The 21808-nt window shown below is 70.1% G+C and carries 18 protein-coding genes and 2 pseudogenes; 8 read left to right on the top strand and 12 right to left on the bottom strand.

The window, feature by feature from the left end; all coding sequences use genetic code 11:
* Positions 1-3 precede the first annotated feature (3 nt).
* Entirely contained in the window at positions 4-726 is a 723-nt protein-coding gene (locus tag B086_RS0126355) for an alpha/beta fold hydrolase (protein ID WP_018569438.1), read from the bottom strand.
* A gap of 37 nt (positions 727-763) precedes the next feature.
* A complete protein-coding gene (locus B086_RS0126360) occupies positions 764-1630 on the bottom strand; it encodes an alpha/beta fold hydrolase (RefSeq protein WP_018569439.1) in 867 nt (288 codons plus the stop codon).
* A 169-nt stretch (positions 1631-1799) separates the two neighbouring features.
* On the opposite strand from B086_RS0126360, the gene paaK reads away from it, so the two are divergent.
* Entirely contained in the window at positions 1800-3092 is a 1293-nt protein-coding gene (gene paaK, locus B086_RS0126365) for a phenylacetate--CoA ligase PaaK (RefSeq protein ID WP_018569440.1), read from the top strand.
* On the opposite strand, the gene B086_RS0126370 is transcribed toward paaK, so the two are convergent.
* Positions 3064-3663 (bottom strand): GNAT family N-acetyltransferase, encoded by a 600-nt coding sequence (locus B086_RS0126370; protein WP_018569441.1) that lies wholly within the window; start codon positions 3661-3663, stop codon positions 3064-3066. The genes paaK and B086_RS0126370 overlap by 29 nt on opposite strands.
* A 15-nt stretch (positions 3664-3678) precedes the next feature.
* Complete coding sequence (locus B086_RS0126375) at positions 3679-5187, bottom strand: fatty acyl-CoA synthetase (protein WP_018569442.1); 1509 nt, start codon at positions 5185-5187, stop codon at positions 3679-3681.
* 139 nt (positions 5188-5326) lie between these two features.
* On the opposite strand from B086_RS0126375, the pseudogene B086_RS0126380 reads away from it, so the two are divergent.
* Positions 5327-6039, top strand: a pseudogene (locus B086_RS0126380) (penicillin acylase family protein); the annotation flags it as partial.
* A gap of 186 nt (positions 6040-6225) precedes the next feature.
* Here the strand turns inward: B086_RS0126380 and B086_RS0126385 are convergent.
* The 5 genes from B086_RS0126385 to B086_RS44700 all read right to left on the bottom strand — a co-directional run bounded on the left by B086_RS0126385 (position 6226) and on the right by B086_RS44700 (position 9681).
* A complete protein-coding gene (locus tag B086_RS0126385) occupies positions 6226-6780 on the bottom strand; it encodes an RICIN domain-containing protein (RefSeq protein ID WP_018569443.1) in 555 nt (184 codons plus the stop codon).
* 485 nt (positions 6781-7265) lie between these two features.
* Positions 7266-7586: a hypothetical protein gene (locus B086_RS0126390; protein WP_018569444.1), complete on the bottom strand. Its 321-nt coding sequence runs from the start codon at positions 7584-7586 to the stop codon at positions 7266-7268.
* Between the two features lie 246 nt (positions 7587-7832).
* Entirely contained in the window at positions 7833-8522 is a 690-nt protein-coding gene (locus tag B086_RS0126395) for a restriction endonuclease (RefSeq protein ID WP_051115923.1), read from the bottom strand.
* Positions 8523-8599: 77 nt separating this feature from the next.
* Positions 8600-8809: a hypothetical protein gene (locus B086_RS0126400; protein WP_018569446.1), complete on the bottom strand. Its 210-nt coding sequence runs from the start codon at positions 8807-8809 to the stop codon at positions 8600-8602.
* 488 nt (positions 8810-9297) lie between these two features.
* Positions 9298-9681: a hypothetical protein gene (locus B086_RS44700; protein ID WP_158690421.1), complete on the bottom strand. Its 384-nt coding sequence runs from the start codon at positions 9679-9681 to the stop codon at positions 9298-9300.
* A 400-nt stretch (positions 9682-10081) separates the two neighbouring features.
* On the opposite strand from B086_RS44700, the pseudogene B086_RS0126410 reads away from it, so the two are divergent.
* Positions 10082-10288 (top strand): annotated as a pseudogene (locus tag B086_RS0126410) (hypothetical protein); the annotation flags it as partial.
* A gap of 138 nt (positions 10289-10426) precedes the next feature.
* On the opposite strand, the gene B086_RS0126415 reads toward B086_RS0126410, so the two are convergent.
* Entirely contained in the window at positions 10427-13549 is a 3123-nt protein-coding gene (locus B086_RS0126415; RefSeq protein WP_018569449.1) for a restriction endonuclease, read from the bottom strand.
* 608 nt (positions 13550-14157) lie between these two features.
* Between B086_RS0126415 and B086_RS45650 the strand changes: the two genes are divergently transcribed.
* The 4 genes from B086_RS45650 to B086_RS0126430 are packed head-to-tail and all read left to right on the top strand — an operon-like array spanning position 14158 to position 17472.
* Positions 14158-14361 (top strand): restriction endonuclease, encoded by a 204-nt coding sequence (locus tag B086_RS45650; RefSeq protein WP_234029368.1) that lies wholly within the window; start codon positions 14158-14160, stop codon positions 14359-14361.
* A gap of 18 nt (positions 14362-14379) precedes the next feature.
* A complete protein-coding gene (locus B086_RS40825; RefSeq protein ID WP_018569451.1) occupies positions 14380-15153 on the top strand; it encodes an ABC-three component system protein in 774 nt (257 codons plus the stop codon).
* Positions 15150-15611 (top strand): ABC-three component system middle component 2, encoded by a 462-nt coding sequence (locus tag B086_RS0126425; RefSeq protein WP_018569452.1) that lies wholly within the window; start codon positions 15150-15152, stop codon positions 15609-15611. The genes B086_RS40825 and B086_RS0126425 overlap by 4 nt, the downstream gene beginning before the upstream one ends.
* On the top strand, positions 15604-17472 hold the full coding sequence (locus B086_RS0126430; RefSeq protein WP_018569453.1) for an ATP-binding protein: 1869 nt from the start codon (positions 15604-15606) through the stop codon (positions 17470-17472). The genes B086_RS0126425 and B086_RS0126430 overlap by 8 nt, the downstream gene beginning before the upstream one ends.
* 135 nt (positions 17473-17607) lie before the next feature.
* Here the strand turns inward: B086_RS0126430 and B086_RS44705 are convergent, their stop codons facing one another.
* Together B086_RS44705 and B086_RS43755 are read right to left on the bottom strand one after the other, a co-directional pair.
* Positions 17608-18906: a TniQ family protein gene (locus tag B086_RS44705; RefSeq protein ID WP_324604697.1), complete on the bottom strand. Its 1299-nt coding sequence runs from the start codon at positions 18904-18906 to the stop codon at positions 17608-17610.
* Positions 18903-20129 carry a TniQ family protein gene (locus B086_RS43755; protein ID WP_086024276.1) on the bottom strand — a complete coding sequence of 409 codons (1227 nt, stop codon included), beginning with the start codon at positions 20127-20129 and terminating at the stop codon, positions 18903-18905. Before B086_RS43755 ends, B086_RS44705 begins: the two co-directional genes overlap by 4 nt.
* Before the next feature lie 137 nt (positions 20130-20266).
* Between B086_RS43755 and B086_RS0126445 the strand changes: the two genes are divergently transcribed.
* Positions 20267-21643: an IS1380 family transposase gene (locus B086_RS0126445; RefSeq protein ID WP_018569455.1), complete on the top strand. Its 1377-nt coding sequence runs from the start codon at positions 20267-20269 to the stop codon at positions 21641-21643.
* Positions 21644-21808: the final 165 nt, after the last annotated feature.

Here is a 21808-nt window from a genome sequence, read left to right on the forward strand (position 1 = left end):
GGGTCAGGCGGGGAGGTCCGTCAGGAAGGGCGTCACCACGGCCAGGAACTCCTCGGGCCGCTTCTCGTGCACCAGGTGCCCCGCGTCCACGGTGACGACGCGGGCGCCGGGGATCAGCGCGGCCAGGCCGGTGACCTGGTCCTGGGGGACGGAACTGGACGGCCCGCCCGCGACCAGCAGCGCGGGCGCGGTGATCCGGCCCATGCCCGCGGCCCAGGCGGGGTCGGGCGCGTTGCGCTGCCGGTCGGTGGCCAGGATCATCTCCCAGTCGTACGGCAGTTCGCCGCGCGGCCGGGTGGCGAGCGGCCGGGGCGGGTCCAGCGGGACGGGCGCGGGCACGTCCTCCAGGACGAGCCGCCGTACGCGCGCGGGCGCGTGCTGGGCGATCAGGCAGGCGACGGCGCCGCCGAGCGAGTGGCCCACGATGTCGGCCCGTTCGATGCCGAGCGCGTCGAGGAGGCCGAGCACGTCGTCGCGCAGCGCCTCGTGGGCGTAGGCGCCGGGCCGGGCTCCGAGGCGGCTGCTGGCGCCGTGGCCGCGCAGGTCCGGGGCGTAGACGCGGCGCGGGCGCGGTCCGCCCGCCAGGCGGCGCGCGACCGGGGCCCAGTCGGCGCCGTCGGCGCCCCGGCAGTGCAGCAGGACGACGGGCGGCGCGTCCGCCGGGCCCCAGGCGCGGTAGGCGAGCGTGACGCCGTCGACGTCGGCGGTGTGCGGTCCGGTGTCCATGCGGGGACGGTAGCCGGGACGGACGGCGGCGGCGCCGTCATTCTGCCGACGGCGAAGCGGCGGCCCGCTCTCCGGCAAGGAAGGCGGCCACGCGCCGTACGAACCACCGCGGGTCGTCCAGCCACGGGTAGTGCCCGGCGCCCGGCTGGAGGGCGAACTCGGCGTGCGCGAACGCGGCGGCGGCGCGGCGGGCCAGGTCCGGGCGGGGGCCGCCGTCGAGCTCCCCGGCGAGGACGAGGACGGGCGCGGTCAGCGCGGCGAGGGCCGCGCGGGTGGCGTCCGGGTCGAACCGGGCGTCGGCGAAGTAGCGGTCGGCGGCCTCCTCGTTGGTCTGCGCCTCCTCGGTGTCGGCGTGCGCGCGGATCTGCTCGTCCCAGCGGCCGTGGAAGAAGGGGGTGAACACGTCGTCGTACGGTCCTTCGCCCGCGAGCCAGGCCGCCAGCGCGGGGTACGCCCGCTCGAACCACGGTTCGCCGCTGCGCAGCCGGGCGGCGGCGAGCCGGTCGGCGGGGGCCGGGCTCAGTCCGAGCGGGCGCAGGGCGGCGCTGATCAGGGCGAGGCGGCCGACGCGCCGGGGCCGCCGGGCGGCGTAGAGCGCGGCGAGGCTGCCGCCGGCCGAGTGCGCGAGCAGGTCCAGCCGCTCCAGGCCCAGATGGACGCGGAGTGCCTCGACGTCGTCGGTCTGCCGGTCGCAGCGGTACGTCGCCGGGTCGGCCGGGGCCGACGAGGCGCCGGTGCCGCGCAGGTCGAGCAGGACCAATCGGCGGTGTGCGGTGAGCCCGCCCAGGTCCCCGAGGTAGGCGGAGGCCCGCATCGGCCCGCCGGGCAGCACCACCAGAGGGTCGCCCTGACCGCGCAGCCGGTAGGCGAGGCGGGTTCCGTCGGGCGCGGTGAAGGTCGGCATGGGCCGATCCTGGCCGGTGGGAAGGGCGGGCCGCCAGGGATTTTCCCCGCCGGGCTCTTGCCTGCGGCGCCCCGGCCTGGATTACTGATCTCCAACATCTCGACCGAATGATCGGTCGTTCAGTTGACCCGATTGTCATGCTTTTCGTAGTAGGTGAGGGAGAGACCCGATGGCGGATGCGGCATGTCTGCTGGACGCGGGGGAACGGCTCGGCGTGGCGGAACTGCGCGCGCTCCAGCTGGAGCGGCTGCGCGCCTCGCTGCGGCACGCGTACGAGAACGTCCCCTTCCACCGGGAGTCCTTCGCCGCGGCCGGGGTGCACCCCGACGACTGCCGTTCGCTCGCCGACCTGGCCCGTTTCCCCCTCACGGCCAAGGAGGACCTGCGCGCGCACTACCCGTACGGGATGTTCGCCGTGCCCCGGGAGCGGGTGCGCCGCCTGCACGCCTCCAGCGGCACCACCGGGCACCCGACCGTCGTGGGCTACACGGACGGCGATCTGTCGATGTGGGCGGACATGATCGCCCGTTCGCTGCGGGCAGCGGGCGCCCGGCCCGGCGACATCGTCCATGTGGCGTACGGCTACGGGCTGTTCACCGGCGGCCTGGGCGCGCACTACGGCGCCGAACGGCTCGGCTGCACCGTCGTGCCCGCCTCGGGCGGCATGACGGCCCGTCAGGTGCAGCTGATCCAGGACCTGGAGCCCCGGATCATCATGGTCACCCCGTCGTACATGCTCACGCTGCTCGACGAGTTCGAGCGGCAGGGCGTCGATCCGCGCGGCACCTCGCTGCGCGTGGGGGTGTTCGGGGCGGAGCCGTGGAGCGAGGAGATGCGGCGGGAGATCGAGGAGCGGCTCGGGATCGACGCGGTCGACATCTACGGCCTCTCGGAGGTGATCGGGCCGGGGGTGGCGCAGGAGTGCGTGGAGACCAAGGACGGCCTGCACATCTGGGAGGACCACTTCTTCCCGGAGATCGTGGACCCGCTCACCGGCGAGGTGCTGCCCGAGGGCGAGGCGGGCGAGCTGGTGTTCACCTCGCTCACCAAGGAGGCGATGCCGGTGATCCGCTACCGCACCCGGGATCTGACCCGGCTGCTGCCGGGCACCGCGCGGGCCTTCCGGCGGATGGAGCGCATCACCGGCCGCAGCGACGACCTGGTGATCCTGCGCGGGGTGAACGTGTTCCCGACGCAGATCGAGGAGATCGTGCTGCGCACCCCGGGCGTCGCGCCGCACTTCCAGCTCCGGCTCACCCGCGAGGACCGGCTGGACGCCCTCACGGTCCGTGCCGAGGCACGCCCCGGTGCCGGGCCCGAGGCGCGGGAGGCCGCGGCCCGCTCGATCGCGGCGGCCGTCAAGGACGGTGTCGGGGTGTCGGTCGGGGTGGAGATCGTGGAACCGGAGTCCCTGGAGCGGTCGGTGGGCAAGATCAGGCGGATCGTGGACCTGCGTCCGTGACCCGGACGCGGGTGTGCACATGTCCCGCGTGCGGGTACGCCGGTGGCGCGGCGGGCAGCGTCCCGGTCAGCTCGTAGCCGCACTTGGCCGCGACCCGGCAGGACGCCGCGTTGTCCTCCTGGTGCCGCAGGACGAGCCGGGCCGGTCCCCGGGCGGCGAACGCCGTGAAGGCCCAGCCGGTGAGCGCGTCGAGCGCCCGGGGCGCCACGCCCCGGCCGCGCGCGTGGAAGGCGGTCCAGTAGCCGACCTCGGCGGACGGGGAGCCGGGGGCGAGGCCCTTGAGGACCACGTGCCCCGCCAGACGCTCCGCCGCCCCGGAGCGTTCCACGACGGCGAAGGCGAACCGGTCACCGCTCTCCCGCCACCGCTGCCCGTCGATCCAGCGCAGCGCGCCCGCCTCGTCGGGGATGGAGTGGCTGAGGAAGCGGCGCAGGAGCGGGTCGCGGTACAGCACGGCCAGTTCGGCGGCGTCCGCCGCGCGCCAGGGGCGCAGCAGGAGCGCGGGCGCCGTGGCGGTCGCCGGTGCCTCCGGACGGCCGGTGGACTCGGGGGAGGGCGGGCGCGTCGGCATACGGCTCATCGTGCCCTACAGCGGTGCGTCGTCGCGAAGCCGGTCGCGCAGTTCGCGTTTGAGGATCTTCCCGCTGGCGTTGCGCGGCAGGGCGTCCACGAGGACCACCCGCTTCGGCGCCTTGAACGGCGAGAGGCGTGCGCGGGCGTGGGCGATCAGCTCGGCCTCGGTGACCTCGCCGCGCGCGACGACGACGGCGGTGACGGCCTCGATCCACTGCGCGTCGGGCAGGCCGACGACGGCGGCCTCGGCGACGGCGGGGTGGGTGTGCAGCGCGTCCTCGACCTGGCGGGAGGCCACCAGCACTCCCCCGGAGTTGATGACGTCCTTCACCCGGTCGACGACCGTGTGGAAGCCGTCGGCGTCGCGCACCGCCAGGTCGCCGGAGCGGAACCAGCCGTCCCGGAACGCCTCGGCGCTCTCCTCGGGCCGGTCCCAGTAGCCCTCGCACAACTGCGGTGAGCGGTAGAGGATCTCACCGGGTGTGCCGTCCGGCACGTCCTGTCCGTGCTCGTCGGCGAGGCGGGCCTCCACGAAGAGCACCGGCCGGCCGCAGGAGTCCAGCCGCCCCTCGTGCTCGCCGGGGCCGAGCACCATGGCCAGCGGGCCGATCTCGCTCTGGCCGAAGCAGTTGTAGAAGGCGAGGTGCGGCAGACGCGCGCGCAGCCGTTCCAGGACGGGCACCGGCATGACGGAGGCGCCGTAGTAGACCTTGCGCAGACCGGTGAGGTCCCGGTCGGCGAAGTCGGGTCGGCCCGCCAGGGCGATCCAGACCGTGGGCGGGGCGAACAGGCTGTCGACGAGCCCGGCCTCCACCAGATCGAGGACGCGGTCGCCGTCGGGCGCGTCCAGGACGGTGTTGGTCGCGCCCACGGCGAGGTAGGGCAGCAGGAACACGTGCATCTGCGCCGAGTGGTAGAGCGGCAGCGCGTGCGCGGGCCGGTCCTCCGCCGACAGGTCGAGGGCGGTGATCGCGCTCAGATAGGCGTGGACGAGGGCCCGGTGGGTCATCATCGCGCCCTTGGGCAGGGCGGTGGTGCCCGAGGTGTAGAGCAGTTGGACCAGGTCCTCGGCGTGCGGCACGGGGCCGTCGTAGGGCGGTGCGGACGGGAGCGCGGCGAGCAGCGAGCCGTCGGTGTCGCGCAGCGCCCAGGACGGTGTGCCGCCGGGCAGCCGGTGGGCGAGGTCCGGGTCGGTCAGGACCAGCGCGCTGCCCGACTGCCGGACGGGGTGGGCCAGATCGTCGCCGGTGAGGTTCTGGTTGACGGGCACATGGACCAGGCCCGCGCGGGCGCAGGCGAGGAAGGCGATCAGATACGCGTCGGAGTTGTGCCCGTAGGCGGCGACCCGGTCGCCGGGGACGAGGCCGCGGGCGCGCAGCAGGGAGGCCGCCCGGGAGACGGCGTCGTCGAGTGCGGCGTACGACCAGGAGCGGTCGCCGTACTCGACGGCGGTCCGCGCGGGCGTGCGCCGGGCGCTGCGCCGCAGGACCCCGTCGACCGTGCTGCGGTGTCCAGGCGTCATGGCACATGATCCTGGGTCCGCCGCCGGAGGAGGTCAAGCATCGCGCGCTCCCCGCTCCGCCGGGGTGCTCGGCGCGGCCACCCGCCCGGTCGGCGTGCTCGCCCGCCCGCTTCGTCCGACCCTGACGCCGGGAGGCACGATGCGTACCACCCGCATCAGAAGACTCCTCGTCGCGGCCGTCGCCCTGCTCACCGGATCCGCGGCGTCGCCGGCCGCCGCGGCTTCGCAGCACGGCCGCCAGGAACACACCTCGCACGGCGGGCTGTCCGCCGTGATCCGGTACACCGAGTACGGCATCCCGCACATCGTCGCCGGGGACTGCGCGCACCTCGGGTTCGGCACCGGCCGGGCACAGGCCGCGGACCAGGGGTGCACCCTGGCCGACGGGTTCGTTACCGTGCACGGCGAACGCTCCCGCTGGTCCGGCGCGAAGGCGGCGCCCGACTTCTCGCTCTCCTCGGTCTCCGCCAACCGCTCCAGCGACCTGTTCTTCCGCGAGGTGCGGCAGTCGGGAACCGTGGAGCGCTACTCGGCGGACCCGCCGCCGCGCGGGCCGAGCCGCGCGGCCAAGGACTTCTCCACCGCGGCTTCGCCGTCGGGTACAACGCCTGGCTGCGGCAGCAGCACCGCGTCAACGACCCGGCCTGCCGGGGCGCCGCCTGGGTACGCCCGGTGAGCGAACTCGACGTGGCGGCACGGCTGTTGGCCTTCGCGGTGCTCGGCGGGGCGGCCCGCGCGTCGTTCTCGCCCGAGGACGCGGACATGGGCTCCAACCCGGTCGCCTTCAGCGGCGCGAGAACCGCCGGTGGGCGTGGGCTGCTGCTGGGCAACCCGCACTACCCGTGGCAGGGCCGCACGGACACGGCTTGCCCGGCTCCTGATCCAGGGCGTCCCAGGACATCTGGGCCGCCACCGCGCGCCGGGTCGTCTCTTCCTCGTCGACGGCGGGGCTGGCCGCCGTGTCTTCCCCCTGCTAAGTCGTCATGTGCCCCACGCACCGGCGTCGTCGGCGATCGCCGGACAACTTGGGGGTTGTCGTCACCAGCTGGTGTTGTCGTCCGCGAGGTGCCAGAGGCGGTCGGCGCTTGGGTAGGAGGTGTCCAGGTAGAGGGTGTTCCAGCTGCCGTCGTTGTAGCGGTTGAGGGTCATGGCGAGGTCGGTGTCGATCTTGGGCTGCCAGATCCACCAGCGGGAGTTGTTGTCGCCCTCGGGACGCAGGACCCAGCGCTGGAGGTCGGACCCGTCACAGGTCCGTACGACGATCGTGGTGCCGCGGGCGGGCTTCGCGTCGGCCGGCTGGAGGCACTTGTCGGCGGCCTTGTTCTTGAAGGTCAGTGTGTAGCGGCTGCCCTCCCACCTGCCGTCTACTTCGTCCCAGGCCTCGGTCTTGTGCTTCCACCCCGGGTCGCGGAGGGAGACTGCGGTGGCGCCGTCCGCCGTGGAGTCGCCGTACAGCGCGAGGCGGCTCCCGTCAGTCCGGTTGATCAGATCCTGGCCTGTGCGGTTGGCCGCCGAGGCGCTTCCCGCGCCGAAGGTGGCGAGGAGGGTGGCCGCGGCTGCGGCCGCGGTGAGGGTCCGGAGGGGGCGGAACATGGGCGTCGTTCTCCTCAAAAGGCAGCATTTCGGCAATCACGTTTCACGGCGTCGGCTTGGAGTCGGCCAGGAACGAACCGTGGTCGTACCGGCCAGCGCCACTTGCTCAGCATGGAGCCCGCGACCGGGCACCGTGTGAGGCCGAGGAGGCGACGGAACAGACGCTCAGCCGCTCTCCCTCCGCTCCGCGACACAGGTCCGGCACGGAGGGAATCGTTTCGGCATGCAGACCCCGGTCACCCGCACCGGAGGAGGAGAAATACGGCCGGATTCGCACAGGCGGGTGACCCGTCCGGCAGCCCGGGTCACCCCTGAGGTCGAACGGGGATGGAGCCGGGGCGTCGGCGGCAGACCGAGCCGGGTCGCCCGTTCGGCCGAGGCTGGTGACTCAGCGCTGGGCGTCACCGGGCGCGAGGAGTCTGGTCAGCCCCGAGTGGCGCTACTCGTGTAGGTCCCGGCCAGCTCGGGCGATTACGGCACGTGGTTCACGTCCGCGTGTCGTACGCATCGAACACGGCCTTGATCCCGTCCTCCCAGTTCCTGAAGACCCCCCGGAGCATCGTGAGCGACACCGGCGGCTCCGTGTCCCTGCCGTCCATCACATAAGGCTTGCAGAGCTCGCCCGACGTCCCCGTCCCGACCACCTGTCCCACCCTGGTGAACCCACAGTCGTTCGGGTTCGGATCGGTACACACGAAGACATAGACATCCCTGTCGTCCTCCTCGGGCGAGACGAGGAACAGGCCCCGCTTTGTCACCTCGTTCCGCACCCGACGATCGATCCCCGACACATCCAGGAACACCATTGCCCAGCTCCGTCCGGACTACCCCGGCCACCCCCGTGGTGACCGGTGCCAGTCTGTTTTGCAGGGAGGAACAGCGGCGACAAGACTGCTACAAGTTGACTTGAAAGGAACCTGGTTGGCGCGTCTTTCCCCGCAGATGGACATCGCGGCGGCCGATGAGCCGATCCACGGCCACCTTCGAGCGCCCAGGACGAGTGAGTCGAACCGTACTCGCGCTGACCCGCCGGGGCCGGTCTGCCTGTTCAGTCAGGCAGAGGGGCGTCGCCTGGTACCGCCGCCGCTGCCGTTCAGCGGGATCAGGGTCTCCAGGTGAGCGCCCTTGACCCAGGAGCCGAGCAGATCGCGGTGCAGGGCCACGATGTCCTGGCGCAGCGCCAGGCCGAGTGCGGCCTTCGTGAACGTGCGGCAGGTGGTGACGAACAAGGCGACGTCGGCGCCATGTTCGAGGCGGGCGGTGCCGACGAACTTCTGCATGTCCTGTGAGGACACGCTCCGGTGCGGCGCGTACTTCTTGCATTGGATGACCAGCTTGCGGCCGTCGGCCAGGTAGCCGACGACGTCCGCGCCCAGGTCGCCGCTCTTGCCGCTGACGACAACCTTCGTGCAGCCGTCCCGCCGGCACAACTCGGCGACGTACGTCTCGAACTCCTGCCACGACAGCGCGTCGACCTCGGTCATCGACAACTCGCGGGCTCGGGCCTCCTCCTGCGCCCGCCACGCGCGGTCCCGGCCGACCGCCGATCGGTGCGCCCGCCACAGCGCCCATCCGGCCGCGCCCACCACGACCGCGGCGACCATGGCCACCAGGACCGGCCACACCACCGACCAGTGCCCGGCCGCCCACACCACGGTGGCCAGTGCCACCACCGCGCCCCAGCTCTGCAACTGCCTGCGGGTCCGCTTCTTCAGGCGTCGCCGCCGTCGGCGTGTTGCCATCGCTCCCCCACTTCTACGGAGAGTGGCCCGCGGTGGGTGCCCGTGGGCTCCGTCCGTCCCGTGCGCGTGGCGGGGGTTCACCGGCTGGCCTGGGTGACGCCGCTCGCGAGCTGCCCCAGAATGTTCAAGATCCCATGGCCTGCCGGGGTGGGGGCGATCAGGACGCCCAGCACCAGGACGATGACGCCGGTCATCTTCTCGTCGAAGCGACTGCGGGCTTCCGTACGCCGCCGCAGTCGCCAGACGACGATGACCGCGAGCAGCACCGCCACGTCGATGGTCAGCAACCGTCCAGACCTCCCCACCGACCAGCCACCACCACACCGGCACGGCGGAACGCCGTCCAGTCTTCTTGTGTAGCGGCGTCTTGGTGATGTTGGAGACGGGTTGCTGACGAATGGCACAAAGCCATCGGACCTGGCCGGATCCCGCGCAGTGGATCAGTCGTGGACATGCACGGTGCTGCTGTCGGCGCGCTCCGCGGCTGGCTGATCATCTCGCTGACACGGCGACAGGCGGTCTGCCTGGCCCCCGATGGGTGGGCCGGATACCCAGGCGCGGCGGGGAGTCCGTCTTCGGCGGCCCCACCACCTGGCGTGCGGAGCAGGCTGTCGGGGTCACCGACACCCGCCCCTACGGTAAGCGTTGGCGGCTGGGCACAGGGCCAGGACCAGGGCCGCGAGACGGACGGAGTTGGCGGCCCTCAGCACCTCCTGGGAACCGTAGCCGTGTTGCACACCAGTTCCTGTGCCTGGGGCGTTGGCTGGGCGACAGGTCAGCCGGTCCCATCGACTTCCAGGTAGCACCAGCTGACGTATCCGGTGACCCCGGTGCGGCGGTTCGTTCCGTACTGCCACTGGTTGGTCGAGTTCGTCCCGCAGTTCACACTCGCGCCGGTGGTCTGGAAGCCCCCGGTGAAGCAGTCGTGATGGTTCCCATAGCCCCTGGTGGAGGAGCCCAGGTCCGGGGCTGACCGGATACGGATGCCCGTTCCGGTGAAGTCGGCGTCGTGCGGGCAGTAGATGGTGCCTGCCGAAGCCGGACGGGCGGACGCGGCGGGCCCAGGTGTCGCTGACACAGGCTCGGCCGCGGCAGTGACAGTGAAGCCGACGGCAAGGAACGCCGCCGTTGTGACGGCTGCCTTGTTCCACTGACGCATGAAATCCCCCTTGTAGGCGACCTGCTGGTGGTCCGAGAGGCACCTGATGCCCGCGCGTGCGAGCGCGCCGATGGTCGGTCGGCCCGGTGCCACCAACCGTTTCTACCCCTTTCGACGCCAGCGGAAAAACCCCCGGGCCCCGGAACGACTCCCCTGTCACATCGCTCCGAAGCGATCAAGTCCGAGAGCCATCCGCCCGGAGGCGGCAAACGCCGAGCTCAGAGGATGTTCCACCTGATGGACCGGTCTTCGCGGCGAAGCCCGCTCACCCTTTGTTCGACTCCCTCCCGACTACTGTGCAGTGCTGCTGCCCATGGCCGAAACGTCGCACGGCACGACTGCGCTGCCGTCACCTGAGTGCAGCGCGTTCCGGGCGGACCTCCCGCGGCAGCATTTCGCCGTGCGGGACGCCTGCCGGGTGCTCGCGCGCTGGGACCGCACGGTGCGCACCGGCAGCCGGGGCGCGCTCGGCACGCCGCTCGGGGAGCACCAGTTCGTCGTGCGCGACGGCGAGCGCGTCCCGGTGCCGGGCGGCACCGAGGCGCTGGGCGTGTGGAACAAGGCCGAGTCGGCGTGGTACCCGGCGCACGGCGGCCACGCGGCTGTGCTCGGCGCATAAGTGGGTGACGTCCGCGTGCGGGGCGGGGGCCGCCTGGCCGCCGTTGTCGGGTGGCTCTGGAGATTTCAGTAGCGCAGTATTCATTTCAGTAGAGACTTCAGTGGCGCATCAAAGGCTTCAGTGCGATTACTGTGTGTAGCCGGTCTCGCTGTCGGGCCTTTGGTCTTGTTGGGCGCGGCAACGGACGGAGCGGCGCGGGTCGGTCGCCAGGGCTTGTACGAGGTCTGCCTTGCATGCGTGAGACGCCATGTATTGGCGCACCAGCCTGTGCCGGTCCGTGATGAGGGACTGGCCGGTGACCGGGTCGGCGTCCTTGCTGGCGCACCACAGGGCCGCTGCGAGGAGGCGGATGAGGTGATCTGGATGAATGGCCAGCAGCATCGGATCCAGATTCACATCCGATGGGGATAGCTGGAACAACGCGCGCACCAGAGTGGCCCGGTCCGCGTCGGGATCGGACAGGAGGAGGTGAAGGGCACGTGCGGTTACATCGGCTGCCTGCGGGCTGGTGTCTGCCAGGCATGCCGCAGCCAGAAGGCCATCATGACGCAGCGTGGCCGGGCCGAACCCAAAGCTGATGCGGTCGAAGGACGTGTGGGGGAGGTCGTCGTCGGCGCTGCCGTCATGGTCGCCTTGAGCGAATTCCATCGCGGTCGTGAAGTGCCGTGCCCGCGTGCCGTGGTCCAAGTGTGGTGCAAGGGTGGCTATGGCGTGCAGGGCGTCGCGGCGCTGGAAGGCGGCGTCCTCACGGTTGAGGGCGTGAGCGATGAGGCTGTCGGCCAAAGCCTGCCGGTCCGGCATGTCCACGGCGGCAGCCAGCAGCGCGAGTGTGCCGGGGCTTGTGCGCGGGTGCTCTGTGGTCTCTTCTCCCGGCAGCGGAAGCGGCAGTTGGCTTCGGGCCGCAGGCGCGGCGTCAGCGGTGTGCGTGCCGGTAAGGACGAGTGCCAGGGCCGCGTAGATGTTGCTGTCCCGGGCTGGTTGCACGCACTGCTCGGCGACGATGTCCGGGCACAGGGCCAGGGCATCGACACCCTGGTTGAGGATCGACGCCGCGAGGTGCTCGGCACACAACAGTGCCCGGCACATTGAGCGGACGGCCGCCTGGCGCACGGTCGGGTGGGTGTGCGCAATGGCGATCAGGGCCTGCATGTGTTCACGGTCGGTCCGGCGATGGGTACCAGGAGCACGGTCCAGGCGCGAGTCGCTCAGGGAGAGGAACTGCTGGGCCTGCTCGGCCGTGGAGGCCCGCAGAAAGGCGGCCGCCGCGGCGAAGGCCGCATGGACGGCACTTGCCGTACGTGGCGGGGCGGGGAGGTCGAGGCCGATTTCCTTCAGGGCTGCGTCCAGCCATTTCCTGGCCTGGTCGTCGGGCACGAGATCGGCTGCTGCCGCCGCCGCGCGCAGGGCACTGACGCGGTACCAGTTGGGCATGCTGACGAGGTCGGGGTCGGGCGCGAACGACAGAGACTCCTCCGGCAGGAGCTCCGCCACATCGGCCAGCTCGTCCACATCGCCGGCGGCCAAGTGGTGGCGCAGAGCCTGTTCGGGCTGCTGTGCCTTCTGGTGCAGCAGCCCGAGGAGGTGTTCGGCCTCGTGTTCCCCGGACCAGTCGGCGGTGACGGCAGAGCGCGACCGGTAGGCGATGAGAGCTTGAGAGGCATCGGCAAGCCGCTTTTTGTGCATGCGGGACAGCGCCCGCTCCCTGAAGCGCACACCGGTGGGCAGGACGCTGCCGCCGTCACCGGCAGCACGCAGGGTCAGGATGCGGCGATAGCCCTCATTCATGCTCAGGGGCTGGGTCAGGCCGAAGCGGACACGGATGAGGCTCTGCGTCTGCAACCAGTTCACCGCGTCGTCGATGGCACCCGCCTCGGTGGCAAGGGCAATGGCGTCGTCGTAGCGGGCGAGAGCCGCAGGGGCCTTCTGACGCAAGACCAGACTCCGTCCGAGCCGGGCCATGAGTAGCGCGGCGAGCTGCGGCTTCCAACTGGATCGGATGGTGTGCTGCAGGTCTTCCCAGCCTTCATCGACACCCGCGTCGGCCAGGCAGGCGCGCAGGCGGGCGTGTTCCTGGGATCCGGAAGACGTCGAGCGGCAGGCGGCTTCGAACCGTTCAGCGCGATCGGTGATCAGCTCGAGCCGGTTCTCGGCCACCGCGCATTCAGCGAACATCATGAAGGCCGAAGCGAGTCCCGCATCCCCGTCCTGGAGGGCGTCGACCGCGTCGGCGACGTCATCGAGGGTGACGTCGTGATCGTGCTCGTACGCCGCGAGTGCGCCCAGGGCCTGTAGCCCACGAGCGAACGTCTCGGGTACGTCCGTGTCTTGTATCTCCAGGCGGCGGGCCACGGACAGGGCTAGGCCAGGTTCTCCGCTCTCCAGCTCACCAGCCATAATCGTCAGATCTACGGCTACGGCCGCGGCGGTGTCCTTGGCCTCGTGGAGGGCTTCGGACTGGGAACGGCGAACCTGCAGGGCGTGGGCAGCGAAGCCGGCTTTCTCCAGAGCCTTGGCCACGCGCTGAAACTCTGCTGCCGCTCGCGCGGGCTGTTCTGGGCGCAGTGCGCGGGCTGCTTCCAGATCGTTGTGCAAGTCGAGGTGCTGGACTGGTCCCCGGACCATCGCGTCGGAGGCGACGGCCGCCGTCTTTGCCTCAGCACTCGGCTGTTGGAGCTTGGGGCAGACCAGGCGGGCGGTCTCTGGGCCGAAGAAGCGGGTGACGATGAGCGGGTGCTCCTGGAGCTTGTCGGACAGCTCCTGCTTTCCCCACAGGCGAATCGTGAGGTCCGGGTTGGCCTCTCGTAGCGTGTGAAGCTCGTCTTTGATCGTTGTGTCGCTGACGTCGGCCGTTGTCATCACGACTAGGTACGACGATCCAAAGGGCCTTTTGCCGTCCAAGAACGTCTGGACCGCCTTCGTCAGCTTGGCAGCCGAGTAGGTCTTGTAGTGCTTGGCCTGGTAGACCCGGGGCTTTTCGCTGTCGAAGAAGCCGACGACGTCGATTCCGTGCTGTTTCTGTCCGCGCCGTCCGTAGACGTGGGCCTCGTAGGCCCCCTCTACCTCTCGGGTGATCGCGGCCACGAGATGCTCGAACGACTCCCACGTTAGGTACTCCGTCGGCAGTGCAAGAGGGGCTGTTGCCGGGAGAGTTCTGGCGATCTTGGGCGGCGGGCCGGACAGCTCATGGCTGCCATAAATCAGCTCCCAGCCGGGCTCACCGACCCAAACGTCGTGCTCGATATCGGCCACCTTGGATCTCCTCCGGCTCGACGCTGCTCCCGGCCCGGGACCTCATTGTGCAGCCCGTCACACGGCACGACGGCGCGCTTAGGGGATTTCACCCTGCAGCACGCCCACACCACGCGGCATAGCAGCGATGAGCTGACACCTCAGTTCCGGCAAGCTGGGCAGGTCAAGGCAGCCTGGTCGACGCCAAGTCGTCGCCTGCCGCCGACGCAGGGCACAGCGCGCCGGTCAGCTGCCCTACGGACGGTGTCGGGGCCCGTGAAGCCTTCTGGCCCCAGGCTGCGAACGGGTCCGGACCTGGCTAGCCGGGACGGGCGGCGGGCGCACGGCGCACCCTGCCACGCGCACCCTTTTTCGCCATGGACCCTCGCCCGTCAGCCATTTCCCAAGGCACGCACACGGCGGACCGGACGCGTCGTTTGGTGGGTGGGGCCAGGGGTATGAATCGCGTCTGCTCAGGACGGACGCGGTCGTGCTGTCACCTGGAGCAATGGGGGGATAACGGGGTGTCTAATTCGTACAGTGCTGGGTCCGCGGGCGCAGAGCCGCCGCTGCTGCTGACCGTGCTGGCTCCTTCGTTGCGCATGGCGCCGATGCCCTCACCCAAGCAGATGGTGTCCTTCTACGATCCCGACCAGTTCGAGGAGTTCGTCAAGGAGTGGGTTCCGGCGCTGGACTCCAGGTACGTCCTGGTCGAACGCCACGGCGGCTCGGGCGACCACGGGGTTGACGTGGCTGGCTACCTGTCGCAGCAGAGGCTGGAGGGGCCGTGGCACAACTACCAGTGCAAGCGGTATGCCGCTGCCTTGTCCTGAGGCACGGCGGCCGGGGAGATGCGCAAGATGTTCGTGGCCGCGGCAGCCGGTGAGTTCACCGTCCCCACCCGGTACGTCTTCGTCGCCCCGAGGATCTCGCGCAGCCTGCCCCGGCAATTCGCAAAGCCCACCGAGTGCCGGACGAAGTTCCTGCAGGAGCTGTCCACCACCCGGGACAAGCTCGTGACCGAGCTCGGCGATGAACAGCGGCAAGCCGTCGAGAAGTTGGCGGCAGACACTGATTTCTCCCTGTTCGAGTGCGTGGACCTGGACGAGATGCTCGAGCTGCACAAGACGACCTCGCACTACGTGGACCGCTTCCCCTACGCGCCCTTCGAAGGAGGGCCCCAGCAGCTCCTTCCGCCGTCACAGCACCATGAGGACGAAGCCCGCTACGTTCAGCGCCTCGTGGACGTGTACCGCGAGCGTTTCCCGGGTGCGATCGGCGGCCTGGAGGACGTGCCCGCTATCGAGGAGGCGGATGAGCACCTTAAGCGGCAGCGCGAGGCCTTCTACGCCGCCGAGGCGGTGCGCGTGTTCGCTCGCGATGCCACGCAGCCGGCGTACTTCGAACAGGTGAAGAAGGACGTTTACGACATCGTCGTGGAGGTCGCAGCCCGCTCCTATCCGGACGGCTGGGAGCGGCACGGTGCGGTCATGGGCGTGGCTGGCACCGTCCAGCTGACCCCGACCGTCCTCACCCCCTTCGTCGAAACAAAGGCCCGCAAAGGGGTATGTCATCACCTGGCGAACGAGGACCGTCTGACATGGTGCCGGGAAGGAGAGAAGTGAACCCGCTCAACAGCCCCCTCGAAGTCGGTGTCCGCGCGCTCGTCCTTCTGGCCGAGAGCCATCCCGAGCCCATGGACGTGGCGCGACTGGTCGCCCTGGACCACGTGGTGCTCCACAGCGGCGAATTCGACGGACCGCCCAGCCTTCATCCCACCCTGCCGGCGCGTGGGGGCGAGCTCGGGATGAAACGGGCTGTCCTGGAAGAGGCGCTGCTCGTGCTGATCCGTGCCGGCCTGGCCGGCATCGTCGACGACAGTGGAGGTCTCATGTACCGGGCCACCGACCGAGGGCCGGTCTTCGTCGACGTGCTGGAGGCCTCCTACGTCGAGTCCCTGCGGGAGCGCGCCGAGTGGGCGGTGCACCGCTTCGCGGCGCGGTCGGACGCCCGGGCCGTGACACAGGAGATCATCGAACGGGCCTCTGCTGAACTCGCCCGCAGCGGAGCCTGCCATGAGTGAACTGCGTCTGGTCCACCTCACCTATGCGGGCATGAACAAGCCCACCGCGAGCGTAGAATTCGGCCCGGACCTCACCGTGATCTACGGGGCGTCCGACACCGGCAAGTCGTTCATCGCTGAATCCATCGACTACATGCTCGGCGGCAGCCAGGCCCCCGAGGTGCCGGAAGCCGACGGCTACAGCCAGATCCTCCTGGGACTGCAGCTTCCGGGCGGCTCCCCGCTGACCTTGCTCAGGGCTCCTCACGGCGGCACCATCCACCTCTACCGCAGCGATCACCGCTCGATGGTGACAGCTCCTGCCGACACCCAGGTCACAGCCGCTCACACCGCACGCAGCAAGAACAGCCTGTCGCTGTTCCTCCTGAACGAACTCGCGCTGGCCGACCTGCGGATCCGTAAGAACGAAGCCGGCGCCAGCCGCACCCTGACCCTGCGCGATCTCATCCACCTCGCCGTCATCCCCGAAACACGGATGGTCGCCCCGCTGTCCCCGGTCCTGTCCTCGGCCGCGGCCAGCGGCAAGACCGCAGCAGCGTCGGTCATGCGGCTGCTGCTGACCGGTGAGAGCGATCCGGATGTGGACACCGGCCTTAACGCGGGACAGCGCCGGGTCAATAAAGGCAAGATCACTCTGCTCGACCAGATCATCCTCGATTTGCAGAGCAAGCTGACCACGAACGAGAACGTCAGGGATCTGCGGGACCGCCAGGTGCGTCTGCAGGCATCCATCGACGAGCACTCCACGACCTTAAGAGTGATCACCGACCGGCACCTGACGGCCGTCACCACCCGAATGAAGGCAGCCGAAGAACTGGCCACGGTGGAATCCCGCCTCGCGGAGACCGGCGATCTGGTGACTCGGTTCCGCCTGCTGGAGGACCAGTACCGCTCCGACCTGGACCGCCTTGAGATGGTGGCCGAGGCCGGCAGCCTGTTGGGCTACTTCCGGGTGGGAACCTGCGTGTTCTGCGGCGCCGAGCCCGAGCACCAGCACCCCGGGCACAGCGAGCACGAGACGACGCAGCTTCACCTCGCCGTCCAGAACGAGACCGTCAAGACCACCAGCCTGCTCGCCGACCTGCTGCCCACGATCGAGGATCTGCTCGGCCAGTTCGAGACGCTCACTCAGCGCCGGGTATCCCTGCTGCACGACACCGCCCGCATGGACCAGGAGATCTCCGCCACTCAGGAGCAGCTCGCCCCCATGCGCGCCCGCATGGAAGAGCATCTGCACGCCCGCTCCGAGATCGAGCGAAACCTCGAACTCCACGAGCGGATCGACGAACTGGAACAGCGACGCTCACATCTGGACGGAGAAACGATAGGAGGGGCCCCGCGGCCGGCGGACTACGTCCCCAACCGGATCCTGACGGCGTTCGACCAGGCACTGCGCCGCACTCTGGAAGCCTGGAAGGTCCCCTCGGTGGACTTCGCCGAGTACGACCAGTACGCCATGGATATCCGAGCCGGCGGCCGCGCTCGGTCCAGCCGAGGCAAGGGGGTGCGCTCCGTCCTGCACTCCGCATTCACCACCGCGCTGGCCCAGTTCTGTCTGGACAACGGCAGACCGCACCCGGGCTTCATCGTTCTCGACTCACCGGTGGTCACCTATCGGGACCCCATCCTGGACGACGAACCGGTCGGCGAGGACGTGGACCTCACCTCGCACGTCGTCGACCACTTCTATGCAGACATGCTCGACTTTCCCGGCCAGGTCGTCATCATCGAGAACGGTGACCCGCCTCTAAATGTCCTGTCCGAAGCTCGCGTCTACCGCTTCACCGGAACAGGGCCAGGCAGACATGGCTTCTTCCCCGCAAACCTCCAGGAGACAGAGGCTGACACGCTCTCGCTCTGAACAGACCGCCGCGCGAGTCCCCCTCACCCTGATCGTCACCTCCGAAGCCCCGGCCGACGACGAGACGTGATCGTCTGGGCGGAAGAGGCCTCGCCGCCGCAATCTCTCGCACCCGCCAGGGGGTAGAGAACAGTGTCAGCCACGGATGTGACCGTCTGGATGGGTGCCGTGGAGCCGGGCCAACGCGTCTGGGGCTAGCGCTCGTTCGATGAGCTCGTGCAGCTGAGGGCTGACTTCGCCCAGGTACGACGGCACACGCTCGCCGAAGTCCCGAAGGCGTGCCTGGCTGACCACGGAGAAGACCTCCTGCACGGTAGCGGCCACATCCTGGCTTTCCAGGACCGTGCCGATCACATGGAGCTTGGCCGCCTGGGTCACCGGATCACGCTGCCCCTCCCAGACGATTCCGAACCTTGGGTCGGATGTCGTGCGACGCATCGGTGAGAGGAATCCCGATCCGGACGGCTGCCAGGTGATCACGGGGTCGGTCTCACCCCATTCCCGGGGCGGAATGTCCTCCTCGGCGGTGGTGAAGCGTTCCTGAAGGGCCGGGTCCGGGCAGGTGAAGTCCCGGACCCGCAGAGCGTTTGGGTCTTCGAGAAGCGTCCGCAGGGCCCGCAGGTCGGTGTACCACTGCTCGTCCTCGTCAGTGGGTGAGCCGGGGGCGATGAGCCGTGTCAGCCGCTGATGGGTGCGCTGCACCACGGGGTCGGTGACCGGCGGCGTATCCATCTCCCACAGGGGCCGGCCGCAGCGCTTGCGCTTGGAACGGCGCTTGGCGTTCGACGGGATCCTGGACGGTTCATCGTCGCGGTCGAGGAACCCCGGGCACCGTCCCGGCGCGTCCGAGCGCAGGATCGACGGAGAGAACGGAGAGCCGCAGCCGGGGCAGTGGGACGCCATATAGCGACCGTGGTCGGGACACATCACTGCCCACGACTGATACCACCGCAACGGCCATCGGGCGGGGGGTTCGAGGCAGGGTGGGCAGAAGGACCAGGTTTCTTCCGGAGCCCAGTCGTACTCGGGGTGACGCCTGAGCCGGCCTTCGCTCTCCTTGACGAAGCCGAACAGCGTCATGTCGCGCAGGGCCTCCGGGCTCAGTCCCGTTCCGGCGTGCAGCGACGTGGCGGCGGTAACCGTCAGTTCAGCGGTGTGGCGTGCGAGACGAAACGCGTGGGCGGTCTTCGGTTTCAGACCGAGCCGGTTCATGATCTGCGTGCGATCCACCTCGTAGGAGAAAGCGAGGTGATCGACCCAGCTGAACAGGGATTCGCCGGACAATGGCACTGGCACGGCGGGCAGACGCCGCTGCGGTGGCCCGGCCGGAGCGGGCCCGGCTTCGTCGGATTGTCGGCTCCGGGGAAGAGCCGCTGTAGCTCCGGAAGCCGGGGGCGGCTTCGGCGTATCGTCGCCGTCGTGTTGCGGGTTCACTCGGACCTCTGGGGATAGGGCAGCACCTTGGACCCTGCCGCGGGGTGCACACGGTAGGGCGAGTGGGTGTTGATGTAGGCGGGCCCCTGATAGGGAAGTTCCGCGAGGCCCGTTCGCAGGGCCTCGCGCATGTGCTCGGTGTCGTGATGGAACGGGCCGAACACCAAGGCGGTCCCGTGGAGGGCGGGATTGCGCCAATATAGGCGCTTCCACGGGTGCGCGGGGCCCGGCTGGTGGAGGTTCAGCCAGAGCACCGACCGCTCCGGACGGTAGCGCGTCGCCGAGAGCCTCTGGGCCACATGGGCGGCAGCCGCCATCCACAGCGGGTCGCTCCACAGCGGGGACAGCTCGGGCTGGTTCCGGAGCCGGGGATCGCCGTCCAGGGGGAGCACGGGACGGAGCTCCGGCTGAGCCCTTCGTAGCATCTCGGGGGTCAGACACTGGGCGGCGAGGGCGGTCAGCGAGGCGAACTCCTCCTCCCGCGCCGACTCGTCCGCCGCTCCGTACAGCCAGCGCATCAGCCGTTCCTGCCCCTCGAAGGCGCGGGCATCGGTGACCGGGACCGTGGCGGCCTCGTCCAGACGCCCGCGGCACACGGCGTTCGGCTCTTTCTGCAGCGGGAGGTCGGCCCGGAGCAAGGCAGCGACATCGGACGCGGGCTGCATCAGGCGGCACTCACGGCTGTCCCGCCCCCAGCACAAGCCGCTCTGCGTTCTCCCGCACCGGGGGCAGCGGTTGCACAGGTAGATCACGTGGTCCAGGCAGACGAAGCTCCAGGGCAGCTTCCACTCCAGCCGCCAGCGGCCGTCCCGTGCCAGGCACCGGGGGCAGAAGTTCGAATGGCGGCGCAGCGCCCATGCCCCGGCGGCCCAGGCCGTCAGCGCCCCCGGATGCCCGTACGGCGGGCGTGGGAGGTTGGGCAGCGCGGTGGCGGTGAACCGCGACAGCAGCATCCCGCCGATGGTCTGTTCGGAGAAGCCGGTCGCTGCGCCGAGTGCCGCGATGGAGGGCGGGGACAAGGCCAGCCCCACCGTGGTCGGGCGCATCTCCCCCCGGACGTTGAGTCCGAGGGCGGGGATGTCCGGGCCGCGTACCTCGTAGGCGAGACAGAGCCGGTTGATCCAGCTCGGCAGTGACTCCCGCCAGCCCGGAACGGGTACCGCAGGAAGCCGTCGGGGATCCCCGGGCCGCAGCCGGGGCGGGTCAGGAACCTGGGCTGGCATGGCGAGTGTGCCTAGCCTCGCGCTTTCACGAGGTGGGGTGTCCGATGTTTGATCAAATAAGCGGAGAGTGCTCCTGACCTGCAACGATGGGACTTGTCTAGGGTCCTGTTGGCTGCATGGGAAGAAGCACTCTCCAGGTGAAGAAGCGTATCCGGTCGTACCCGCGTGTCCGCATCGAGGGCGGCGGCCGGGCGGTGGTCTCGCAGGCCGGGGGCGTGCTGCTGGTCGAGACCGTGCGCAAGGCCGGTTTGGACACCGCGATATCGGCGGCGCTGACGCCGTGGCGGAAGCCGCGGGCGGTGCACGATCCGGGCAAGATCCTGCTGGACGTGGCCCTGGCGGTCGCGCTGGGCGGGGACTGCCTGGCGGATGTCGCCCTGCTGCGGGCGGAGCCGGCCGTGTTCGGGCCGGTCGCCTCGGATCCGACGGTCTGCCGCCTCATCGACACCCTCGCCTCTTACGGCGGCCGAGCTCTGCAGGCCATCCGTTCCGCGCGAGCTGAAGTCCGCCGAAAGGTCTGGCAGTTGGCCGGCCGGGAAGCGCCCGATGCCGACGGGACGGTGACCGTCGATCTCGACGGGGTGCTGGTGATCGCGCACTCCGACAAGGAGGACGCGGCCCCGACCTGGAAGCGGACCTACGGCCACCACCCGCTGATGGGGTTTGTCGATCACGGGTCGGGTGGCACCGGAGAGCCGGTGGCAGCCCTGCTCAGGCCTGGGAACGCGGGCTCGAACACCGCGGCCGACCACATCACCGCCGCCCAACTGGCCCTGGCCCAGCTGCCGAAGGAATACCGGCGCGGACGTCAGACCCTGATCCGCTGCGACTCCGCGGGCGGCACCCACGACTTCGTCGCCTGGCTCGCCCGGCGAGGGGGGTGGTTGTCCTACTCGGTCGGCATGGTGATCACCGACGCGATCCACCAGCATGTGCTGCAGGTCCCGGCGTCGGCCTGGACGCCGGCCGCCGAGGCGGACGGCGAGATCCGCGACGGCGCCTGGGTCGCCGAACTCACCGGCGACGTCCTGGACGGCTGGCCCAAGGGCATGCGGCTGATCGTCCGCAAGGAGCGACCGCACCCCGGGGCCCAGTTGCGGCTCACGGATGCGGACGGCATGCGGCTGACCTGTTTCGCCACCAACACCGTCGCCCGGCCGATCGCCGAACTCGAGCTCCGTCATCGGCTGCGAGCGAGGGCCGAGGACCGCATCCGGGCCGCCCGGGCCACCGGTCTGCGGAATCTTCCTTTGCACCACACCGCCCAGAACAAGGTCTGGCTGGAGATCGTGCAGATTGCTCTCGACCTGCTGGCCTGGATGCCCATGCTCGCCCTGACCGGCCGGGCAAGGCTCTGGGAACCCCGCCGTCTTCGGCTCCGCCTCTTCTCCGCAGCCGCCCAGCTCGTCACGACCGGCCGGCGTCGCATCCTCCGCCTCGCCCGCCACTGGCCATGGATCGACGAGATCACCGCAGCTCTCGCACGACTCTCTCTCCTGCCGAAGCCAGGCTGACCAGCGACTCTCCGCCCCTACGAGGAGCACCACCCCTACCGGAGCAGTGGAACCCGGCGCCCACCCGACGCGGTACTCGGGCTGTCGGCCTGCCCGGCATCAGCCACCGAAAGCGAAACGGTCCGCCGACTCCGTCGGCGAACCGTCAAGAAAGATCGAGGCTAG

Origin of the sequence: Streptomyces sp. PsTaAH-124 (assembly GCF_000373685.1) — a bacterium.
Classification (GTDB): domain Bacteria; phylum Actinomycetota; class Actinomycetes; order Streptomycetales; family Streptomycetaceae; genus Streptomyces; species Streptomyces andamanensis.